A 20,857-nucleotide genomic window follows, 5' to 3' on the forward strand; every position below is an offset into this window, starting at 1 on the left:
ATCCGAAGGAGAGTCATCCCGCTCTAGACCTTCAGCTTGGCTTGCAGGAAGTCGCGCACCGGCTGCGGCTCGACATTGTTGGCAATCACGGCGCGGCCGACCGCCTCCAGCAGGATGAAGGTGAGCTTGCCGCGTTTGACCTTCTTGTCCTGCGCCATCAGCGCCAGCAGTGCGTCGGCATCGGCAAGCCCTTCCTGGGTAAAGCCTGCGATATCCTGCAGGCGCGTCGGCAGTCCTACCGCAGAAAGATGACGCGCGATGCGCCCGGCATCGTCAGAGGAAATCATGCCGAGCTGCGCGGAGAATTCCGCTGCGAGCACCATGCCAACCGAGACGCCCTCGCCGTGGAACAGGCGATCGGAGAAGCCGGTCGCGGCTTCCAGCGCGTGGCCGAAGGTGTGGCCGAGATTGAGCAGCGCGCGCTCGCCGGTCTCGCGCTCGTCGCGGGAGACGATTTCGGCCTTGGCGCGGCAGGAGGTCGCGATCGCGTGCTCGCGCCCCGCGCCGCCTGTGAAGATGTCGGCGTGGTTCTTCTCGAGCCAGGCAAAGAACGCCTCGTCACCGAGGATGCCGTATTTCGCGACCTCGGCGTAGCCGGCGCGGAACTGGCGCGGCGACAGCGTGTCGAGCACCGAGGTGTCGGCAATGACAAGCACCGGCTGGTGGAAGGCCCCGATCAGGTTCTTGCCCTGCGGCGAGTTGATGCCGGTCTTGCCGCCGACGGAGGAATCGACCTGCGCGAGCAGCGAGGTCGGCACCTGCACGAAGTCGACGCCGCGGCGCAGGATCGAGGCCGCGAAGCCGGCGAGGTCGCCGACCACGCCGCCGCCGAGCGCGATCACCAGATCGTTGCGCTCGATCTTGGCCGTGATCAGCGCCTCGCTGACCTTTGTCAGCGTGGCGTAGCTCTTCGAGCCTTCGCCCTCCTCGACCACGATCCGCGACGTCGGCACGCCTGCGGCGGCGAGCGACGCTTCAGTCGGCTCCAGCCAGTGTTTTGCGACGGTGCGGTCGGTGACGATGGCGGTCCGCACGCCGGGCCGCAGCGCCGCGACGCGTTCGCCGAGCGAGGCCAGCACATCGCGGCCGATGACGATGTCATAAGCGCGGTCGCCGAGCGCGACGTCGACGGTAACGGAGGCGGAGTGTTTCAGGGGCGCAGTCATGAGGTCGCGTTCAATCCATCAGATGGTGGCTCGCCGGCCGGACGCACGCCGCACAGATGGGCGTGCAGGGCCTCGAGGCATTCGTCGACGATGCGGTCGTGCGGCACGTCGCGGGAAGCGATCGTCAGATCGGCGGTGCCGTAGACCGGCTCTCGCTCGCCGAGCAGCCGGTTCACCGTCGCCTCGGGATCGGCGGTCTGCAGCAGCGGGCGATCGGCGCGGCGGCGGACCCGGCGCATGATGATATCGCTGTCGGCCTTGAGCCAGATCGAAACCGCGCGGTCACGGATACGGTTGCGGGTTTCCTCGCGCATGAAGGCGCCGCCGCCGGTCGCCAGCACGATTGGGCCGCTGTCGAGGATACGGGCGATCACCCGCGCCTCGCCATCGCGGAAATAGGCCTCGCCGTGGGTCTCGAAGATCTCCGGGATCGTCATGTCGGCTGCCGTCTCGATCTCGGTGTCGGCATCGGTGAACGGCAGCTTGAGCCGCGCCGCCATCCGCCGGCCGATGGTCGACTTGCCCGCCCCCATCATGCCGACCAGCACGATCGACCGCGGCCCCAGCGCGGCCGTGATATCGGCCTCCAGGGTCGGGTGGGTGGGCGCCGGGACGGCTGCGTCGGACATCAAAAAGCTCGGATATTGGGACGAATTGTTCAGAATTCGAGCCACCTATACTACCCCCGGCGACACCGTTACCAGCGACTCTTGCAACGGCGCGGGGAACATGTTGGATGATTTCATTGGTTAATTCGCCGCCCGAGTCGCCTCCATGCCCAGCCTGTTCCGCTTCCTGACGGTCGTCGCCGTGATTTTCGGGATCGGCTACGGCATCGTCTTCGCGCTGGCGAATTTCGTGCATCCGAAGCCACGGGAAATGAGCGTGACCATCACGCCGGATAAGTTCCTCAAGAAATAGGCGCTATGAGTCTTGGCATGACCGCTGCTGCCAAGAAGACCCCCGCAAAGTCCTCCGACGCCAAACTGACCGCGTTGTTCCTCGACATGCTCGCCGCGGAACAGGGCGCAGGCCGCAACACGCTCGACGCCTACCGGCGCGACCTCACCGATTTCTCCGATTACCTCGCCCATGCCGGCGCCGATTTCACCAGCGCCGACACCGAGGCGCTGCGCGGCTACCTCGCCGACCTCGACACCCGCGGCTTCAAGTCGACCAGCGTGGCGCGGCGGCTGTCGGCGATGCGGCATCTCTACCGCTTCCTGCTCAACGAGCGGGTCCGCGGCGACGATCCGGCCGCGATCCTGTCCGGCCCGAAGCGCGGCCGCGGCCTGCCCAAGGTGCTGTCGATCGCCGATGTCGACCGCATGCTGACCCGCGCCAGGGAGCTGACCCAGACCGACGTCTCGCCGGCGCAGCGGCTGCGCGCGCTGCGGCTATATTGCCTGCTCGAGGTGCTCTACGCCACCGGCCTGCGCGTCTCCGAGCTGGTGTCGCTGCCGGTGTCCGCGGCGCGGCGCGATGCGCGGATGATCGTGGTGCGCGGCAAGGGCAACAAGGAGCGGCTGGTGCCGCTGAACGACGCCTCGCGCCAGGCGATGGCGGACTATCTCGCCGCGCTGGAGGTGATGCAGCCGAAGGCGAAGAGAACAGCGCCGTCGAAATGGCTGTTTCCATCCTCCGGCGAGAGTGGCCATCTGACCCGGCAGCATTTCGCCCGCGACCTCAAGGAGCTCGCGGCAGCCTCCGGCCTCGCGCCGCGGCTGGTGTCCCCTCACGTGCTGCGCCACGCCTTCGCCAGCCATTTGCTGCACAATGGCGCGGACCTGCGCATCGTGCAGACCCTGCTCGGCCATACCGATATTTCGACCACCCAGATCTACACCCATGTGGTCGAGGAGCGGCTGAAGAGCCTGGTCCGTGACCTGCATCCGCTGGCGGAGAAGTAAGTCCGGCGCCCGATACCTTCACCTGATCCGCCTTGACTTCCGCGTCGTCTCCGCAGAAAGAGCGTGGCCTGCCTGCGATCCCGAAGCGTGCATTCCGCCCGAATGCGCGTTAACCGATTGAAGTTACAAAACTTCTTTACCACTCGCCAAAACCGCTTCGCCCCTCGCACCGTTCCTCCCTATATTGAGTTGATGCCCGACCCGATGCGCAGCTATCTCGACTTCGAAAAACCCGTCGCCGAGCTTGAATCCAAGATCGACGAGTTGCGTGCGCTTGCCGCGAGCGGCAGCGACATCGGCGACGAGGTCGCGCGGATCGAGGACAAGGCGGCGCAAGCGCTCACCGACCTCTATGCCAGCCTGACGCCGTGGCAGAAGACGCTGGTGGCGCGGCATCCGCAGCGGCCGCACTTCACCGATTTCATCGGCGGCCTGATCACCGAATTCACCCCGATGGCCGGCGACCGCAAATTCGCCGACGACGAGGCCCTGATCGGCGGTTTCGGCCGCTTCCGCGGCGAGAGCATCTGCGTGGTCGGCCAGGAGAAGGGCGCCACCACCGACAGCCGCATCAAGCACAATTTCGGCATGGCGCGCCCCGAGGGCTACCGCAAGGCGGTGCGCCTGATGGAGATGGCCGACCGGTTCGGCATCCCGGTGCTGTCGATCGTCGATTCCGCCGGCGCCTATCCCGGCATCGGCGCCGAGGAGCGCGGCCAGGCCGAGGCGATCGCGCGCTCGACCGACGCCTGCCTGTCTCTCGGCGTACCCAATGTCGCGATCGTCACCGGCGAAGGCATGTCGGGCGGCGCCATCGCCATCACCACCGCCAACCGCGTGCTGATGATGGAGCACGCGATCTACAGCGTGATTTCGCCGGAGGCGGCGTCCTCGATCCTGTGGCGCGACGGCACCAAGGCGCAGGAAGCCGCCAACAGCATGAAGATCACCGCGCAGGACATGCTGCGCTTCGGCGTGATCGACCAGATCCTGAAGGAGCCCTCCGGCGGGGCTCATCGCGATCCCGCCGCGATGATCGCGACCACGGGCGACGCGATCGCCCAGGCGCTCAACGACCTACGAAATCTTGATCCGGACGCGATTCGCAAACAGCGGCGCCAGAAGTTCCTGGATATCGGCCGCAAGCTGGGCTGACCCGCCCAAATCGCCGGATTTTTCGCCCAAATCGACCGATTTTGCCGTAATTGAGCCCCGAGCCGGGTCTTTAACGTTGCTTGAACCATGCCTGCTACCGTGAGGGCTGTCAGCCCCGGTTCAGGTTGCGAGCAGGGGTGGTCGAAGGCTAATATTTTACACAATGGCTTCAGGGCATATTCGCCGTGTTGGGGTCGCGAAAATCGCCCGGTGGGTGTGGAGCTCGGACTTGACTCATCGCACGCTCGTACGCGCGCTTCTGACTTCGGCGGTCCTCGCCGCGGGTGTCATGCTCGCCGGCTGTGACAGCGACCAGATCTCGCTCGCGCAGAATGCCAAGGCCAACCAGCCGGTCCCGCCAAAGCTCGTCGCTGCCATGACCGAGAAGGACATGGATCTGCAGTCGCCGATCCTGGTCCGGCTGTTCAAGCAGGAGGCCGAGCTCGAGGTCTGGAAGCAGACCCGCTCCGGCCAGTTTGCGCTGCTCAAGACCTATCCGATCTGCCGCTGGTCGGGCGATCTCGGCCCGAAGGTTCGCGAAGGCGATCGCCAGGCGCCGGAAGGGTTCTATTCGATCAACCCCAGCCAGATGAATCCGCAGTCGGCCTATTACCTGTCGTTCAACACCGGCTATCCCAACGCCTTCGACAAGGCGCTCGGCCGCACCGGTTCGGAGCTGATGGTGCATGGCGACTGCTCGTCGCGCGGCTGCTACGCGATGACCGACGAGCAGATCGCCGAAATCTATTCGCTCGGCCGCGAGTCCTTCTTCGGTGGCCAGAAGGCGTTCCAGTTCCAGGCCTATCCGTTCCGGATGACGCCGGCGAACATGGCCAAGCACCGCAACAATCCGAACATGCCTTTCTGGAAGATGATCAAGGAAGGCAACGATCATTTCGAAGTGACGAAGCAGGAGCCGAAGGTCGACTTCTGCGAGAAGAAATACGTCTTCGACGCGGTGAAGCCGCCGGACGCGACGCGCGATCCGGTGTTCAATGCGTCGGCGAAGTGCCCGGCCTATGTGATCCCCGAGGAGGTCGCGAGCGCCGTGCGCGAGAAGGAGCAGCGCGACGACGCGGAGATGGCCAAATTGGCTGCGAAGGGCACGCCCGTGGCGCGTCTCAACACCGGCATCGATGGCGGCATGAACGCGATCTTCGCCTCCAAGATTCCGGAAGGAAACACCGGTCTGTCCGAAGGCGGCGACAGCCAGGCGCTGGCATCGATGTCGCTGGCCCGCGCCCCCGGCACGATCCCCGGAACGGTCAATCCGCCGCGGCCCAATCTCGCGGTCCAGCGGGAAGAGCCCGTGGTGGCGACGACGTCGTCGACCTCGGTCGCGACACCGTCGTCGGCCTCGGCGCCGGCCACCCGTGTTGCGTCGGCGAACGCGTCCGACAAATCCGAAGGATTCTTCTCGAGCTTTGCCCGCAAGGTCGGCATCGGTGACGCCACCGCCGACGCCAGCAAGCAGGCCGCGTCGCAGCCAGCTCCGGCCGCCGCCGCACCGGCCAAGCCGAAGGTTGCCGATGCCAAGCCGCAATCGGTGGTTCGGGTCGCCCCGAAGGCGGAGCCGAAGCAGGCCGCCAAGCCCGCTCCGAAGCCGCAGGTGACCAGCACCGCCGCCGCAGCGCCGGCCGCGACAGCGTCGACCCAGCTCGCCGGCTCCGCGCCGGTCGTACAGACCAACTCGTTCGACACCCGCTTCTCCGCGGTGAAGTAAGCGCGGCACTTCCCCGTCGTCCCGGCGAAGGCCGGCACGACGCGAGCGTCGCTTTCACGACGCAGTTGCACGATCCCTCCCCGCGTCGTCCTGGCGAAAGCCAGGACCCATAACCACCGCATGCAGTGATGGACGGGATCGTGGCCGCAGCGCCGCGCAGCAACTGAGATTTGGGGTAATGGGTCCTGGCTTTCGCCAGGACGACGATGGGGATGGGTCTCAATTCAAGTTGCTACACCACGCGGTGTCATCACCCACGAAAGCGGGCGATGGCAGTTGTCGTCATTCAGGGGCTCGCGCAGCGAGAGCCCGGAATGACGAGGAGACAGTGCTCAACCTGGCTGAACGGCATCCTTCACCATCACATTCCGCTTGCCAATCACGCACTGACGATCGTCAGATGATGCGCGGGGCACAGCCGGGAGATTGCGATGGACGATCACACTGTGCGGATCGCGCTGCAGCGCCATTGGGAGGCGTCAGACGCCAGCGATTTCGAGCGCGAGCACGAAATCTACCGTGACGATGCGGTGCTCGATTATCCGCAATCCGGCGAGCGGATCCGCGGCCGGCGCAACATTCAGGAGAGCCGGACGGTGCAGCCGAACAAGAAGCGCTTCACGATCCGGCGCATGATCGGCGGCGGTGACCTGTGGATCACCGAATACATCCTCACCTATGACGAGAAGCCGTCCTGCGTGGTGAGCATCATGGAATTCCGCGACGGACTGGTCGCGCACGAGACGCAGTATTTCGCCGACCGGTTTGAGCCATCGGCCTCGCGCGCGCACATTGTCGAGCACGTCGACGGAGCGTCGACGCGTTGATCAGCAACACGAGTTGCGCCGCACCGGCTGGCCGCTACATTCCGTGGCTTTCGAAAACCTTCTTGCAGCCTCGGCTCAGGCTGGCGCGGTTCGTCTGAAGGCAATTCTGCACGGCGCCGTCATTGCCGAGATCCTTGCGGCAGAAGCGCTGTGCGTCGCGCGAGCACGCGCTCTGTTCTGCCTGGGTACCTGAATGCTGCGCCAGCGCGGCACCGCTGCTCATCGTCGCGACAGCACAAAGGACGACAATCGAAAGATAGCGCATGTTGAACTCCTCCCGCTGCCTAACGGCAGCCTGCGCTCTTCGTTCCTGCGGAACCCGGATTCCGCGCTATTTCGGCTGCGGGTCCTCAAGCCCTTTGCCGGGATCCTCCAGATGCCCGGTGCGCGCCAGGTCAACGGCAGCGCCAAGCGCCAGCGCGACGTTGCGCACCTGGTCCTGGAACGCCTTGTCTTCATCGAAATCGCGATGCGATGTCGCATAAGGCTTCATGTAGCCAATGTAGCCATCGGTTTCGGAGCGGCCGCCCGCCGAGATCAGCTCCATGTCGGTAAGCCAATCCGCAAGAAAGCGGCGGCAGGTCTCGGCACCGACGCTGTCGCCATGGACCACGAGACCGAAATGCCGGCCGCGCAAATGCTTGGGGTAATGCCAGCCCTTGAGTTCGAGCGCCTTGGCCTCGCTCGCGGTCTTGCCGTGGGTCGAGGTCGGATCGGGATTGCCGCCATCGGCGCAGACCAGGCGATCGATCATCGCCTTGAGTCCGGTCGGCGTTTGATACCAATTGACCGGCGAGATGATCATGACGCCGTGCGCGCGGAGCCAGAGCGGATAGATCTCGTTCATCCAGTCATCGGTTTGCCCGAGCGAGTAGTTTGGGTAGCAACTGCACGGCCAGTGGCAGAGCGCCATCGAAGTCGACACGCAGGATTTGCAAGGATGAATCTGCTTGCCGAACTCGGATGTCAGCCGCGACAGATCGAGGATATCGACCGTGAAGCCCATCTCGCGAAAGCAGGCCTCGGCGATTTCGACCATGCGCCAGCTCTTGGACATCTCTCCGGGACAGCTGTGTTCGCTGCGCGAGGAGCCGTTGATCAGCAGGATATGCGGCGTCGCGTTCGGGTCGTCGTGCCTGCGTTGTGCTTCATCGATGGCATCGCGCGCGAACAGCCAGTCGACCGCGAGATCATAATCCGGATCGGCAAAGCCGGGGCCGGCCTTGCGCGTGACCGGCGCCTTGCGTGAATGATGGTAGGCATCCCAGGCACCGGCGATGATCGTCGCCAGTTCCTGCTGCATCGATCGGAAGACCGGATCGGCGAATCGCTTCCGGTAGCGCCGCTCGAACTCATCGCGCGAAAGCTTGACGGGCGGCATCCCCTTGCGAACGTCCGGCTCCGTCATCGACATCCCTCCCTGAACAACGATCATCGCGCGCCGCGCGTCGCGATGGATGCGCGACGTCGACGGGTGCGCGACGGCATCGAAGCGAGTCGAGGCGGGCCAACGTTAGAAGGGCTGGAACTGGCTTTGGTTCCTGTGGCGTCTCCTGAACGGGCCATTAGGACCCATGCCGAAGCTGGCGCGTTGCATGGAATCCCGGCTTTGAGGACCATGCGTACTGCAGCTCACCTTCGAGGCACGCCAACCTTCCCGATGACGGTCCGCCCGACCGCGGCGGACGCCGTGATCGCACGTTCGATCGCCCGCAACACCGCGCCTGCTCCAGAGGAAATTGCCCGCGGGCTGACATGGGGCGCCGATGAAAAGGTGCTGCTTGTGCTCGCCGCCGCGGGCTGGCTCGCCTCCCGCGGACGCGGCGCCGCTCTGGAGCGCGCCGGCAATCATGCACTGCTGGTCACGGTCGCCGCGTCGCTGCTGCCGCATGGCCTGAAGCTTCTGTTCAACCAGACCCGCCCGGACCGTCTGACCGTGGTCGGACACGTCCACGGCATCTCGATCTCGGGCAAGCGCAAAGACGCCTTTCCGTCCGGCCACGCGCTGCACATGGGCGCGCTGGCATCGGCGGCAGCAACATTGCCCGCCCGCGCACGCCGCACCATCCAGGCCGTCGCGATCGGTCTTTCGCTGACGCGCGTGGCGGTTCTCGCACACTGGACCAGCGACGTGATCGCGGGATTCGCGCTGGGAGCGGGTCTTGAGCGGCTGCTGCGCTTGTGGACCGGTTATCCGGGCAAGGATCCGCGATGACCGAATACGTCGTCCGCTTTGTGCTGGGCGGAGCCGTCGTCTCATTGTTCGCGATGCTGGGTGACGTGCTGCGCCCGAAGAGTTTTGCCGGCCTGTTCGGAGCGGCGCCGTCCGTTGCGCTGGCGACGCTCGGTATCGCCGTATGCCGGCACGGCGCCGACTACGCCGGCCTGCAGGGCCGCGCCATGATTGCCGGCGCGGTCGCGCTCGCCGTCTACAGCTTCGTGGTCTGCCAGCTGCTGATTCGCGCCAGACTGCGGGCAGCCCCTGCGACATTGCTGTCGCTCGTCGCCTGGCTCGTGATCGTATTCGGCCTGCTCGCCCTCAGCGGAGGACAGGCATGACACCTGTACGCGTGTCGCTGTCTGCCCTCAGGGAGGGCCGCTGGTATGAATATCTGATCCGCTTCGTGCTCGGCGGCGGCGCCACGGTGTTCACCGGCCTGGTCAGCAGCATCTGCGGCGCCGATGTCGGCGGTGCCTTTCTCGCGCTTCCCGCCATCTTCTGCGCCAGCGCGACCCTGATCGAGAAGCACGAAATCCGCCGCAAGCGCGAGGCGGGCCTCGACGGCACGCGGCGCGGACAGCAGGCCGCTGCGCTCGATGCCGCGGGGGCGGCGCTGGGCGCCATCGGCATGCTGGCGTTTGCGATTGTCTTCTCGTTGACGGTGGCGCGCAGCGTCGCTGCAGCCTTCATCGCGGCATCAATCAGCTGGCTGATTTGCTCGGTCGCGGCCTGGTACGTCCGGCGGAAAATGCGCGTGGTTCGGGGGCCACGGACGGGGCTTTCTCGCGGGCACCATCCGTGGTCGGCCTAGATCGCGCTTCGGCGCTCACGGCGAACAATCGCGCATCGGCCGAGCCCTTTTGCGCAACCCCAAAGAGTCACTTGAGGTAGGTGCGGACGACGTCGATCAGGTCCGCGGCGCCCTGTGCCTTCTCGGGGTTTTTCTCATGCGCGGGATCGACGACGTGATGACGGATATGCTCTTCGAGCAGCTCGGCGGTCAGCCCGTTCATCGCACCGCGCACCGAGGCAACCAGCATCAATACGTCGGCGCAACCGAGCTCGGATTCGAGCGCGCGCTCGACCGCTTCGATCTGCCCCTTGATGCGCCTGACCCGGCCCATGAGCTTGGACTTGTGCTTGATGGTGTGCGACATGGATCGTGGTATAGGGGGGTCCCCTATATCGATCAAGCGACAGTTACTCCAGGCAGGGCGATGTCAGGCAGGCCGATCACTCTCCGCGGAGCCGCTCTGCTGATCGCGCTGCTGCTGTGGACGCAGGCGGCGCACGCGCATGGCATCGCCGGCAACCGCTATTTCGCCGGCACGATGACATTCGACGACCCCGCCGTCGCCGACGAGCTCATCCTGCCCAATTTCAGCTACCTCGATCATCCCGCACAGGGCAGCACGGTCGCCGAGAGCCGCATCAACGGGGCCTTTGCCCGCTTGTTGACGCCGACGCTCGCCTTCACCGTCGACAGTTCATGGCTGCACCAGAACTGGCCGATAGGCCGCACGTCGGGCTTCGACAAGACCAGCATCGGTCTCAAATATGAGGCTTACCGCGACAACCGCCACGAAGCGCTGGTGTCGGTTGGCCTCGCCTGGGGCATCGGCCACTCCGGTGCGGTCGCGGTCGGCGCCGACGCGCCCGATACGATCCAGCCGGGCATCTTCGTCGGCAAGGGATTTGGCAACCTCCCGGATTCGGTGTCATGGCTGCGCCCGTTTGCCGTCACCGGCGCGGTCGTCGACGAGATTCCCCTCGGCACGGCAGGCCGGGCGCTGGCCCCCAATCCGGTGACAGGCCGATTTGACTCCCTCCTCTCGCCGGCAGTCGAGACGCTGCACTGGGGCTTCTCGATCCAGTACAGCACGCTCTATCTGACGAAGCGGTTCGACGGCGGACCGCCGAAGGACGAGCCGCTGAACCAATTGGTGCCGCTGATCGAGTTCCAGTTCGACAGCCCGCGCGGCCAGGCGACCGCAGCAACCGCCAATCCCGGCTTTGCGTATGTGGCGGTGACCTGGCAGGTGGCCGCCGAAGCCATCATCCCGCTGAGCCGCGCCGGCGGTACCGGGCCGGGCTTCCGGGCGCAATTGCTGCTCTTCCTCGATGACCTTGCGCCGTCGCTGTTCGGGAAGCCGCTGTTGAGCGACCGGCCCGCGCGCAGCCAGATTGCCTGGTAGACGAAGCTTTCACGCTACGGCGCCAGATAACGCAGCAGTTCCGGATCGCTGCGCACGTCGCCTGCTGCGCCCTGCAGCGCGACCCGGCCGCGGTCCAGTACGTAGGCATAGTTGGCGACGCGCAGCGCGAGGTCGAGATGCTGCTCGACGATCACGACCGAGATGCTCTTGGCCAGCTCGATCAGCCGCTCGGTGATCTCCTCGATCACGCCGATCCAGACGCCTTCGGTCGGCTCGTCCAAGAGCAGCAGCTTCGGATTGCCGAGCATGGCGCGGCCGATCGCCAGCATCTTGCGCTCGCCGCCGGACAGCGTGCCGGCCGGCTGGTCGAGGCGCTGGCCGAGCTTGGGGAAGATCGCCAGCACGCGATCGACCGCGCTGGCATCGGAATTGAACAGCGAGCCGACGGCGAGGTTGTCGCGCACCGACAGGCGGGCGAACACCGAATGCTCCTGCGGCACATAGCCGATGCCGGAGCGCACCCGCTCCTCGGTGCGGCGCCGGGTGATGTCGCGGCCGTCGAAGAACAACTCTCCCGTTGAGCTCGCGAGCTCGCCGACGATGGTCTTCATCAGCGTGGTCTTGCCGGCGCCGTTGCGGCCGAGCACGGCGACGCCGCCGCGCCAGGGAATGCCGATGTTGACATCGAACAGGACCTGGCTGCGGCCATAACCGGCATCGATATGCCGGATATCGAGGAAGGACTGATCAGGCACGGCGAAGATAAATCTCCTGGACACTTTTGTTGGCCTGGATTTCCGCGACCGTCCCCGACGCCAGCACCTTGCCCTGGTCGAGCACCGTGAGACGGTCGCAGATGTCGCGGATGAAATCGAGGTCGTGTTCGACGATGACGAGCGAGCAATGCTGCTTGATCGGCTGCAACAACTCGCCGGTGACGCGGCGCTCCTCGAGGCTCATGCCGCCGGTCGGCTCGTCCAGCAGCAACAGCCGCGGTTTGCCGGCGAGCGCCATCGCGATCTCGAGCCATTGCTGCTGGCCGTGCGACAGCGCCGCCGCGGCATCATACGCGCGATCGGCGAGACGGAACTGGGTCAGCATCGTCATCACCTGATCGTGCAGCCGGTTGCGCGTGCGCGACAGCACGAGGTCGAACAGCGACGAATGCGCCTGCAGCGCCAGCAGGATGTTGTCGTACAGCGTCAGCGTCGGCAGCACCGAGGTGATCTGGAATTTCAGGCTCATGCCGGCGCGGGCGCGCTCGGTCGGCGTGAACGCCGTGATGTCGGTGTTGACGAAGGAGACCTTGCCCGTGGTCGGCACCTCGGCGCCGGCGACGCATTTCATCAGCGTGCTCTTGCCCGAGCCGTTGGGGCCGATCAGGCCATGAAACTCGTTCTCGCCGACGGTCAGCGCCGCGCCATCAAGCGCAGTGAGCTTGCCGAACACCTTGCTGATGCCCGACGCCTCAAGGAGCGGCATGGCCGGCCTCCTTTGGCTTTGGCGCCGTGTTCGGTCGCTTGCCGAAGCTGCCGACCCGCTCGCGCTCGCCGAGCACGAAGGAGACCAGCCCGAGCGGGCGGAACATGATCACGAGCAGCAGCAGCACGCCGAGGATGATCGGCCAGACGTCGCGGTAATTGTCCGACAGCCAGAAGCTGACGCCCTCGATGATCACGGTGCCGATCACGGCGCCGATCAGCGTGCCGGAGCCGCCGAACAGAACGTAGAGCACGACCTGGGTCGAGAACACGACGCCCAGCATGTTGGGCCAGACGAAGCCTTCGTGGAAGGCATAGAGGCTGCCGGCAAGACCGGCGATGGTGCCACCGACCGCGAAGATGATCGCCTTCAGGTGCTGCGCCTTGTAGCCAAAGAAGGCGATGCGCTGCTCGTTCTCGCGCAGGCCTGCAAGCGCCAACCCGAATTGCGAGCGGACCAGGAAGCGGCAGAGCAGATAGACCACCACGAGGATGCCGAGCACCATGTAGTAGTAGACCGGCCCCTCCTCGAACTCGTAGCTGCCGAGCGTGAGCGGCGGGATCGACGGGATGCCGTTCTGGCCGCCGAGATAGTACCAGCCGCGCGCCAGCCGGTCCGCTGCATAGGAGCCGGTCAGGGTGCCGAGCGAGACGAAGATCACGCTCGAGGGATAGCGCCCGAGCAGCAGGAAGCCGCCGAGCAGCAGCGAGGCGGTGAGGCCGATCAAGGTGCCCGCCGGCAGGATCAGGAGGATCGAGGTGACGTTGAGGTCGCGCGCCAGGAGCGCCACGCCGTAACCGGCGGCACCGAAGAACAGCGCCTGGCCGAAGCTCATGATGCCGGCATAGCCCCACACCAGGTCGAACGACAGCGCGAACAGCGCGAGGATCACCACGCGGGTGGCGAACACCGTGAGATAATCCTGCAGCACCCATGGCAGGACCAGCGCGATCAAGAGCACCAGCCCTTCCACGATCGGCAGGACCTTCCATCCTGCCGACGCCTGTCCCGCCGGCGCGCTCGTGGCCGGTGCATTCTCACGCGTCACGACATCCGGTCCCTCACCGATGCGTGCGACGGCCTCTCTTGCTCCAGCCATTGACTGCTCAGCATTCCTTGGGATCGACGAGACCGGCGCTGCGTGCCACGATCTCATAGTTCCCGCCTTTGGCAACAGCGGTGTACATCTTCATCTTGCAGTGACGCTTGCCCGGAACCATCTCGGCGGGGCCGCCGGGCCCTTCGGCGATCTTGGCGTGGTCGAGCGCGGCCGCAACCGAGTCGCGGTCCACCTTGCCGGCTTCCTTGACCGCGGCTTCCCACAGCTTGAGGCCGCGATAGGTTCCGGTGGCTGCGCTGCCGGCCGCGAACAGGAAGTTGCCCGGGAAGTCCTTCTCATAGGCCGCCTGGATCTTGGCGTTGAACGGATCCTCCTTGGTCAGCACCTTGAAGTAATCGAGGCAGCTCGCCAGTCCCTCGATCTCGCTCGCCTGATTGATGTTGAGCGTGTTCTCGTCATAGTAGACGCAGGCGAGCCGCCCGCCGTTCTTGAGGAAGCCGGCTTCATAGAGCTGCTTGAAGAACGGGCCGACGCCCGGCGGGATCACGGTGTTGAAGACGACATCGACCTTGTTGGAGATGATGCGGTTGACGGTGGCCGAGAAGTCGACCTGGTCGAGCGGGTAGTACTCCTCGAACACGACCTCGCCGCCGTTATCCTCGATCACCTTGCGGGCGTAGACGTTGAGCGTGTGCGGCCAGACATAGTTGGCGCTCGGCAGCGCGAACTTCTTGCCGCCGTTCTTGATCAGCCAGGGAATGAACTCGTCGCATTGCTGCGCCGGCGTCGGCCCGGTGCAGAACAGATAGGGCGTGCACTCCTTGCCTTCGTAGAGCTGCGGATAGATGTAGAGCGTCTTGCCGCGCGCCACGATCGGGTCCTTGATCGCGTTGCGCATCGACGAGGTGATGCCGCCCAGCACCATGTCGACCTTGTCGCGCTGGATCAGCTTGCGGACGTTGCCGACCGCGACCGATTCGTTCGAGGCGGTGTCCTCGATGTAGAGCTCGAGCGGCCGGCCGAGCAGGCCGCCGCCGGCGTTGATCTCCTTGATCACCATCTTGGCGACATTGGCGTCGGCATTGCCGGCATAGGCGATCGGGCCGGTCAGGTCGGTGGCGATGCCGACCTTGATCGGACCCTCGGCGGCGTTGGCCCAATCGGGCCGCACTACCCAGCTTCCGACTCCGGTCGCGAGCGCGCCGGTCGCAAAGGCGAAATTGCTCATGAAGCGGCGGCGCGTGAGGTTCATGCGTTCAATCGACATGGTGATTAGACCCCTTTCCCAGCAATGAGGCCTTGCGGCCGGAATTTGATGAAGGCGATGGCGAGCACGAAGACGAGGACGTCGGCGACGACCGGAGACATCACCCATGGCAGCGCCGCGCTGAGCGTGCCGATCACGCCGGCGCCGGCGACCGGACCGATGAAGGAGCCGACCCCTCCGACCATCACGGCGACGAAACCCTGGATCAGGAAGCGAATGCCAAGGTCGGCAAACAGACTGAACACCGGCACGATCAGCGCGCCGGCAAGCCCGGCGAGCGCCGCGCCGAACGCAAAGGTCGCGCCGTAGATCAGCGGCGTCGAGATGCCCGACGCGCGCGCCAGCGCCGGGTTCTCCAGCGTGGCGCGGACCCGAAGTCCGAAAGAGGTGCGCGCCAGCAGCAGATAGCAGCCGCCCATCACCAGCAGCGTGATCACGATGATGGTGAAGCGCCAGGCCGAGATGTGGACGGAGCCGAGGTCGATCGAACCGCCGATCGGCTCCGGCACCGTGAGATAGAAGCCGCCGATCAGCCCGCGCACGCTTTCGCGGATGATCAGCCCGAGCGCATAGGTGCCGAGCATCGCGACGATCGGCGCTGCATAGAAGCGCCGGATGATCAGCGCCTCCAGCACGAAGCCGATCGCGCCGACCACGAAGGGTGCGGCGACCATGCCGGCCCAGACCGGCGCGCCGTGAGCGTAGGCCAGATAGGTCACATAGGCCCCGAGCAGGACGAATTCGCCCTGCGCGAAGTTGAAGATGCCCATCATGCTGGCGATGATGCCGAGCCCGAGCACGACCAGCACGATGATCGCGCCGAAGCTCACGATTTCGAACACCGCGGCAAAGGTGCTAGCCATGGCGTTCGATCCATCGACCTTGCGTCTGCGACAAGCGGCGCCTCACATCTTCTTCCAGTCGCCGGCCTGCTCGAAGGCGTGCGCGGCGCGGTAGATGGTGGATTCCTCGAACATCCGGCCGACCAGCATCAACCCGACCGGCAGGCCGTCGACCATACCGCAGGGCAGCGACATCGCCGGGTGATGGGTGATGTCGAACGGCGCGGTGTTGGAGATCATCTCGAGTGCACGGGCAACGTATTCCTCGCGGCTGGCATTGGCCTCGGGCAATTTCGTCGCCTTCATCGGCGTCGTCGGCATCAGCAGCAGGTCGTAGTCCTTGAACGCCTTGTCGTAGGCTGCGGCGAGCCGCCGCGAGATGTTGAGCGCCTTGCCGTAGAAGCGCGGACCGAAATTGTTGTTGATGTAGGTGCCGAGCATCATGAACAGCTTGGTGGTCTCGGACAGCGAATCCGCCTGGCGGCGCCAGCCGCGATGGAAATCCATCAGCGAGGTCGAATAGAGGTCGCCGCGGCTGAGGCCGTAGCCATCGCCGAACATCATTGTCTGGGTCAGGCCCTCGGTGCCGATCGGCGTCCAGATCGCGCCGCCGAGCATGTGCATCGGGATCGACACCGTTTCGATGCTGGCGCCGAGATCCTTGAAGCGCTTGGTCGCCTCGCGCACGCTCTCGTTCACCGCGGCCTCCGCGGTCGGCTGCTCAAAACCTTCCTTGACGATGCCGATCTTCATGCCCTTGACGCCCTTGCCCAGCGCCTTGGTGTAATCCTCGACCTTCGGCGCCTTGATGCGGGGATCGTAGCCGTCGTCGCCGGCCAGCACTTCCAGCAGCAGTGCGTTGTCTTCCACGGTCGCGGTCATCGGGCCGGTGTGATCGACGTAGATCTCGATCGGCATGATGCCGGTGTAGGGCACGAGGCCCCAGGTCGGCTTCATGCCGTAGGTGCCGCAGAACGAGGACGGCATGCGGATCGAGCCGCCCTGGTCGCCGCCGATCGCCATGTCGACCTCGCCGAGCGCGACCACGACGCCTGAACCCGACGACGAGCCGCCGGCCGAGTAGCCCATCTTGTGCGGATTGTGCACCGGCCCGTAGGAGCCGGTGTGGCTGCCGCCGGACAGGCAGAAGTGCTCGCAATGGGTCTTGCCGGCGATCTCGGCACCGGCGTCGAGCATGCGGGTGACGATGGTGGCGTCGAAATCGGGGATATAGCCTTCCAGCGTCGACGAGCCGTTGGTCATCGGCACGCCGGCCAGCATGATGTTGTCCTTCAGCGCCACCGTCTTGCCCTTGAGCTTGCCGGAGGCCGCGCCCTTCACCGTCGATTTGCGGTACCAGGCGTTGTGCTTGTTGTCTTCCGGCGCCGGGCGAGAGCCGGGCGTGCGCGGATATTTCACTTCGGGCAGTTCGTCCGGCATCTGGGCGACGAGGTTATAGGCCTCGATCGAGCCCTGCATCAGGCCGCGGAACGAGGCCACGTCCTCATCGGTCAGGGACAGGCCGCACTGTTCGGCGACGGCACGAAGTTGCGTTGGCGTGGGAAGGACGACGGTCACGGCGCTCTCCTGAAGCTTTTGATCCTTGGATTGATCCCTCGACGCAGGTCAGCGAGCTGCGCGTTGACCCGCGCGAACCGCTCACCCCGTTGTTGTATTCAAAACGGAAATATTTTCCTTTTCAAGCATTATTTCGTAGAGCCCCCTCTCCCGCTTGCGGGGGAGGGATTGGGGTGGGGTGCTACCGCGAGTCGTATCGTGGAGAGAACCCCCACCCGCATTGCATCTTCGATGCAATGCGACCTAAGAGCCAGCTCCGCTGGTCTCGACCCCGCAAGCGGAGGAGGTGAAGAAAGACTCAGATCGGCTTGATCACCCTGAAGTCGAGGCCGTCGGCTTCGGCAAGATACATCGGCATCCTGGCGTGGCCGCTGCGCACCGTGACCGGACCGCGCGGGCCGCGATAGACGAGGTTGTCGGCTGCCGCGAGCAGCGGCCGCAGGTCGAGCGAGCCGGCGCAGTTGGCGGCAGCCTCCAGCAGGCAGAAGCCTTCATAGGCGGACTCGCCGCACGATCCGACCGGCGGCGCAAAGGCCCCGAACATCGCGCGATAGCGGTCCCTGAATTCGTCGCCGGCCTGCGAGCCGACCGAGGGGAAATAGCCGGAGGCGCAGAACAGGTTCTCGGTCTTGTCGGCGCCGATGCCGAGCAGCGCGGTTTCGTCGAAACAGCCGGCAAGGCGCAGCGTGGTGGCGGCGAGCCCGGCGTCGGCAAAGGCGCGGTTGAAGGTCACGCTGTCGGTGCCGATCAGCGAGATCAGCACGACATCGGGCTTCGCCGCGCGGATCCGTTCCAGATGCGCCTCGTGATCGTCCTCGCCGACCGGCACGAACTCCTCGCCGACCACAAGGCCGCCGGTTTCCTTGATGTAGCGCTTCACCGCGCGGTGCGACTGCCAGGGCCAGACATAGTCGCTGCCGATCAGGTACCAGCGCCTGGCGCGCTTCGCCTCGGCCAGCCAGTGGATCGATGGCCGGTTCTGCCAGCGCGGCGTCTCGCCGATCGCGATCACGCCCGGCGTCCGCTCGCCGCCCTCATAGACCGGCGTGTAGATGTAGGGGATCTTGCTGCGGGTGATGAGGCCACGCAGCGCGACACGCACCCTGCTGGTGTGCATGCCCATGATGAGATCGACCTCGTCGGACGCGATCGCCTGCTCGGCGCGGTCGATCACGTCCTCGATCGGTCCGCCGGCGTCATAGACCTGGAACTCGATCTCGCGGCCGAGGATGCCACCGCGCCGGTTGATGTCCGCAACGGCAAGCTGCGCGGTCGAGGTCGCGGCGGGGCCCCACATCCCGGGCGAACCGGAGCAACAGACGAAGCCTGCGATCCGCAGCCGGTTGCGCGCGCCGCGCGGACCGAACCCGCCCCGATCCATCGGCGCGAGCATGCGATCCGACGCCGCGGACGCCAGGTTCCTGAACAGCAGGGACGGCGGGAACGGGAGGTTTCTTGCCGTGACGTTGGGCGTCGAATGCACACCTGCTCCTGTCTGGCACCGGCACGCCGCCTCACGGCATCGCCCTGATGGGCGACGGTGCCACTAGCTCCTGCCTTGGCGCGTTCTCTTCACGCGAACCGGTACCCACTTCGCTCGAGAACGCTTCTAGATCGTCTTGATCACATTGAAGTCGAGACCGTCGGCCTCGGCAAGATAGATCGGCATTTCGGCGCGGCCGTCGCGAATGGTGACGGCGCCGCGCGCGCCGCTGTAGACGAGGTTGCGCGCCGCAGCAGACAAGGGCCCTGTCGACAGCGAGCGGGCCCGGTTGGCCGCCGCTTCGAGGAAGCGCATCCCCTCGTAATTGGACTGCCCGACCGAGCCGATCGGCGGCGCGTGCGCCCCGAACATCGCACGGTAGCTGGTCCGGAACTCGTCATTGGCGCGCGAATCGACGCAGCCGAAATAGCCGGAGGCGCAGAACAGGTTCTCGGTCGCATCAGGCCCGATGCCGAGCAGCACGGTCTCGTCCATTGCCCCCGCATAGCGCAGCGTGGTGGCGGCGAGCCCTGCGTCGGCGAAGGCCCGGTTGAAGGTGATGCTGTCGGTGCCGATCAGGGTGATCAGCACGACGTCGGGCTTGGCGGCGCGGATCCGCGCCAGATGCGGCTCGTGATCGTCCTCGCCGAGCGGGACGAACTCCTCACCGACCACCTGGCCGCCGGCCTCCTTGATGTAGCGCTTCACCGCGCGATGCGATTGCCAGGGCCAGACATAATCGCTGCCGATCAGATACCAGCGCCGCGCCTTCTTGACCTCGGTGAGCCAGTGGATCGCGGGCCGGCTTTCGGCGCGCGGCGTCTCGCCGATCGCCATCACCCCTGGCGTCCGCTCGCCGCCCTCATAGACCGGCGTGTAGACATAGGGGATGCGGCCGGCCGTGACCTTGCGCAGCGCGAGGCGCACCGCACTGATATGCGAGCCCATGATGACGTCGATCTCGTCGAACGCGATCGCCCGCTCGGCGCGGCGCACCACCTCCTCGATCGGCCCGCCGGCGTCGTACATCGACAATTCGACCTCGCGGCCGCGGATGCCGCCGCGCCGGTTGATCTCGTCGACCGCCAGCATGACGCTGTTGGCCGAGATCGGCCCCCAGATTCCGGGCGCGCCGGAGAAAGTGATGAAATTGCCGATCCTGAGCTTGCTGTCGGTGCCGCCACGGCGCGAGGAGCCCGGCTTGACGGTCAAAGCGAGATCGGCCGCACAGGACGACGGGCTTCGAAACAGGTGCGGCGGCGCGACGGGCAAGCCGCCATGCGCCTGGAAAGAGACCGTCGAGAGCACGCCAACTCCTGTCTGGGAAGCAATACGCAACGCAGCCAGCGGGCGGTTGCGGCATCCGCCCTTTGGTTGGGGGAATATCCTAGGGGAAAATATTGAATATTCAACAATTGAAGTGCATATAGAAACGGCATGCGTTGCCGGACATTCATTCACCGGGTCAGGAACCAGGTCTCACGCCGTGGCTAAACCGCCGAAAGAAAATTCCCCGATCACCGAACACCTCACCTACCTGCTCGCGCAAGCCAACCGGGAGATCAACCGGCAGTTGGAGACGCGGCTGGCCAAGGAAGGCGTGCCGGTCGAGCAGTGGCGCATCCTCAAGGTGCTGTCCGACGGCAACGGCCACTCGATGGGCGAGCTTGCGGATGCGGTGCTGCTCAACCATCCGACGCTGACCAAGATGATCGACCGCATGGTGTCGGATGCGCTGGTCTATCGCGTGCAGGATCCCAAGGATCGCCGCAAGGTGCTGATGTTCGTCTCCGACCGCGGCAAGGCGCTGTGCCGGCGGCTGAACTCGCTGGCGGTGAGCCAGGAGGAGCACATCGTCGAGAGCTATGGCGACAAGTCGACCACCGAGCTCAAGCGCCTGCTGGAAAGCCTGATCGGCAGCGCCAACTAGGGCCGCGCCGGCCGGGCGACGCCGCTATCGAAATCATCGAAAAAAGAGCCGGCAGGG

Annotated in this window: 23 protein-coding genes; 10 read left to right on the forward strand and 13 right to left on the reverse strand. The window is 65.6% G+C overall.

Annotation, left to right across the window (positions count from 1 at the left end):
- Positions 1–23 precede the first annotated feature (23 nt).
- Positions 24–1,166 carry a 3-dehydroquinate synthase gene (gene aroB / locus XH92_RS41810; RefSeq protein ID WP_194457231.1) on the reverse strand — a complete coding sequence of 381 codons (1,143 nt, stop codon included), beginning with the start codon at positions 1,164–1,166 and terminating at the stop codon, positions 24–26.
- On the reverse strand, positions 1,163–1,795 hold the full coding sequence (locus tag XH92_RS41815; RefSeq protein WP_194457232.1) for a shikimate kinase: 633 nt from the start codon (positions 1,793–1,795) through the stop codon (positions 1,163–1,165). Before XH92_RS41815 ends, aroB begins: the two co-directional genes overlap by 4 nt.
- A 145-nt stretch (positions 1,796–1,940) precedes the next feature.
- On the opposite strand from XH92_RS41815, the gene XH92_RS41820 reads away from it, so the two are divergent.
- The 5 genes from XH92_RS41820 (at position 1,941) to XH92_RS41840 (ending at position 6,781) form a co-directional block, all read left to right on the forward strand.
- Positions 1,941–2,087: a histidine kinase gene (locus XH92_RS41820; RefSeq protein ID WP_194457233.1), complete on the forward strand. Its 147-nt coding sequence runs from the start codon at positions 1,941–1,943 to the stop codon at positions 2,085–2,087.
- Positions 2,088–2,104: 17 nt separating this feature from the next.
- Positions 2,105–3,076: a site-specific tyrosine recombinase XerD gene (gene xerD / locus XH92_RS41825; RefSeq protein ID WP_194457234.1), complete on the forward strand. Its 972-nt coding sequence runs from the start codon at positions 2,105–2,107 to the stop codon at positions 3,074–3,076.
- 192 nt (positions 3,077–3,268) lie between these two features.
- A complete protein-coding gene (locus tag XH92_RS41830; RefSeq protein WP_194457235.1) occupies positions 3,269–4,231 on the forward strand; it encodes an acetyl-CoA carboxylase carboxyltransferase subunit alpha in 963 nt (320 codons plus the stop codon).
- Between the two features lie 229 nt (positions 4,232–4,460).
- Complete coding sequence (locus XH92_RS41835) at positions 4,461–5,954, forward strand: murein L,D-transpeptidase family protein (protein ID WP_194457236.1); 1,494 nt, start codon at positions 4,461–4,463, stop codon at positions 5,952–5,954.
- A 431-nt stretch (positions 5,955–6,385) separates the two neighbouring features.
- On the forward strand, positions 6,386–6,781 hold the full coding sequence (locus tag XH92_RS41840) for a nuclear transport factor 2 family protein (RefSeq protein WP_194457237.1): 396 nt from the start codon (positions 6,386–6,388) through the stop codon (positions 6,779–6,781).
- 34 nt (positions 6,782–6,815) lie between these two features.
- Here the strand turns inward: XH92_RS41840 and XH92_RS41845 are convergent, their stop codons facing one another.
- Entirely contained in the window at positions 6,816–7,046 is a 231-nt protein-coding gene (locus XH92_RS41845) for a hypothetical protein (protein ID WP_194457238.1), read from the reverse strand.
- Positions 7,047–7,112: 66 nt separating this feature from the next.
- A complete protein-coding gene (locus XH92_RS41850; protein ID WP_371817905.1) occupies positions 7,113–8,084 on the reverse strand; it encodes a flavodoxin family protein in 972 nt (323 codons plus the stop codon).
- On the opposite strand from XH92_RS41850, the gene XH92_RS44200 reads away from it, so the two are divergent.
- Genes XH92_RS44200 through XH92_RS41865 form a run of 3 tightly spaced genes read left to right on the forward strand, consistent with a single transcriptional unit; the run spans position 8,031 to position 9,813 of the window.
- Entirely contained in the window at positions 8,031–8,996 is a 966-nt protein-coding gene (locus tag XH92_RS44200; RefSeq protein ID WP_371817906.1) for a phosphatase PAP2 family protein, read from the forward strand. The genes XH92_RS41850 and XH92_RS44200 overlap by 54 nt on opposite strands.
- Positions 8,993–9,340 (forward strand): DUF3147 family protein, encoded by a 348-nt coding sequence (locus XH92_RS41860; RefSeq protein WP_194457241.1) that lies wholly within the window; start codon positions 8,993–8,995, stop codon positions 9,338–9,340. The genes XH92_RS44200 and XH92_RS41860 overlap by 4 nt, the downstream gene beginning before the upstream one ends.
- Positions 9,337–9,813, forward strand: coding sequence for a DUF3147 family protein (locus XH92_RS41865; protein ID WP_194457242.1), 477 nt, complete (start codon positions 9,337–9,339; stop codon positions 9,811–9,813). The genes XH92_RS41860 and XH92_RS41865 overlap by 4 nt, the downstream gene beginning before the upstream one ends.
- A gap of 67 nt (positions 9,814–9,880) precedes the next feature.
- On the opposite strand, the gene XH92_RS41870 is transcribed toward XH92_RS41865, so the two are convergent.
- A complete protein-coding gene (locus tag XH92_RS41870; RefSeq protein ID WP_194457243.1) occupies positions 9,881–10,159 on the reverse strand; it encodes a metal/formaldehyde-sensitive transcriptional repressor in 279 nt (92 codons plus the stop codon).
- A 60-nt stretch (positions 10,160–10,219) separates the two neighbouring features.
- On the opposite strand from XH92_RS41870, the gene XH92_RS41875 reads away from it, so the two are divergent.
- Positions 10,220–11,197 carry a hypothetical protein gene (locus XH92_RS41875; RefSeq protein ID WP_194457244.1) on the forward strand — a complete coding sequence of 326 codons (978 nt, stop codon included), beginning with the start codon at positions 10,220–10,222 and terminating at the stop codon, positions 11,195–11,197.
- Positions 11,198–11,211: 14 nt separating this feature from the next.
- Here the strand turns inward: XH92_RS41875 and XH92_RS41880 are convergent, their stop codons facing one another.
- The 8 genes from XH92_RS41880 to XH92_RS41915 all read right to left on the reverse strand — a co-directional run bounded on the left by XH92_RS41880 (position 11,212) and on the right by XH92_RS41915 (position 20,178).
- Positions 11,212–11,913, reverse strand: coding sequence for an ABC transporter ATP-binding protein (locus XH92_RS41880; protein ID WP_194457245.1), 702 nt, complete (start codon positions 11,911–11,913; stop codon positions 11,212–11,214).
- The gene (locus XH92_RS41885; protein WP_194457246.1) at positions 11,906–12,640 is read right to left on the reverse strand and encodes an ABC transporter ATP-binding protein; all 735 of its coding nucleotides are present in this window, start codon (positions 12,638–12,640) and stop codon (positions 11,906–11,908) included. The genes XH92_RS41880 and XH92_RS41885 overlap by 8 nt, the downstream gene beginning before the upstream one ends.
- Positions 12,627–13,739 (reverse strand): branched-chain amino acid ABC transporter permease, encoded by a 1,113-nt coding sequence (locus XH92_RS41890; RefSeq protein WP_246788126.1) that lies wholly within the window; start codon positions 13,737–13,739, stop codon positions 12,627–12,629. The genes XH92_RS41885 and XH92_RS41890 overlap by 14 nt, the downstream gene beginning before the upstream one ends.
- Positions 13,740–13,746: 7 nt before the next feature.
- Complete coding sequence (locus tag XH92_RS41895; protein WP_194457248.1) at positions 13,747–14,967, reverse strand: substrate-binding protein; 1,221 nt, start codon at positions 14,965–14,967, stop codon at positions 13,747–13,749.
- 5 nt (positions 14,968–14,972) lie between these two features.
- Positions 14,973–15,830, reverse strand: a complete 858-nt coding sequence (locus XH92_RS41900; protein ID WP_194457249.1) for a branched-chain amino acid ABC transporter permease — start codon at positions 15,828–15,830, stop codon at positions 14,973–14,975.
- Positions 15,831–15,872: 42 nt separating this feature from the next.
- Positions 15,873–17,387 carry an amidase gene (locus XH92_RS41905; protein ID WP_194457250.1) on the reverse strand — a complete coding sequence of 505 codons (1,515 nt, stop codon included), beginning with the start codon at positions 17,385–17,387 and terminating at the stop codon, positions 15,873–15,875.
- 298 nt (positions 17,388–17,685) lie between these two features.
- A complete protein-coding gene (locus XH92_RS41910) occupies positions 17,686–18,870 on the reverse strand; it encodes a substrate-binding domain-containing protein (protein WP_194457251.1) in 1,185 nt (394 codons plus the stop codon).
- A gap of 126 nt (positions 18,871–18,996) precedes the next feature.
- A complete protein-coding gene (locus tag XH92_RS41915; protein ID WP_194457252.1) occupies positions 18,997–20,178 on the reverse strand; it encodes a substrate-binding domain-containing protein in 1,182 nt (393 codons plus the stop codon).
- A 178-nt stretch (positions 20,179–20,356) separates the two neighbouring features.
- On the opposite strand from XH92_RS41915, the gene XH92_RS41920 reads away from it, so the two are divergent.
- Positions 20,357–20,800 (forward strand): MarR family winged helix-turn-helix transcriptional regulator, encoded by a 444-nt coding sequence (locus XH92_RS41920; protein ID WP_038387042.1) that lies wholly within the window; start codon positions 20,357–20,359, stop codon positions 20,798–20,800.
- Positions 20,801–20,857: the final 57 nt, after the last annotated feature.

The sequence above is a fragment of the Bradyrhizobium sp. CCBAU 53421 genome (assembly GCF_015291625.1).
GTDB lineage: Bacteria > Pseudomonadota > Alphaproteobacteria > Rhizobiales > Xanthobacteraceae > Bradyrhizobium.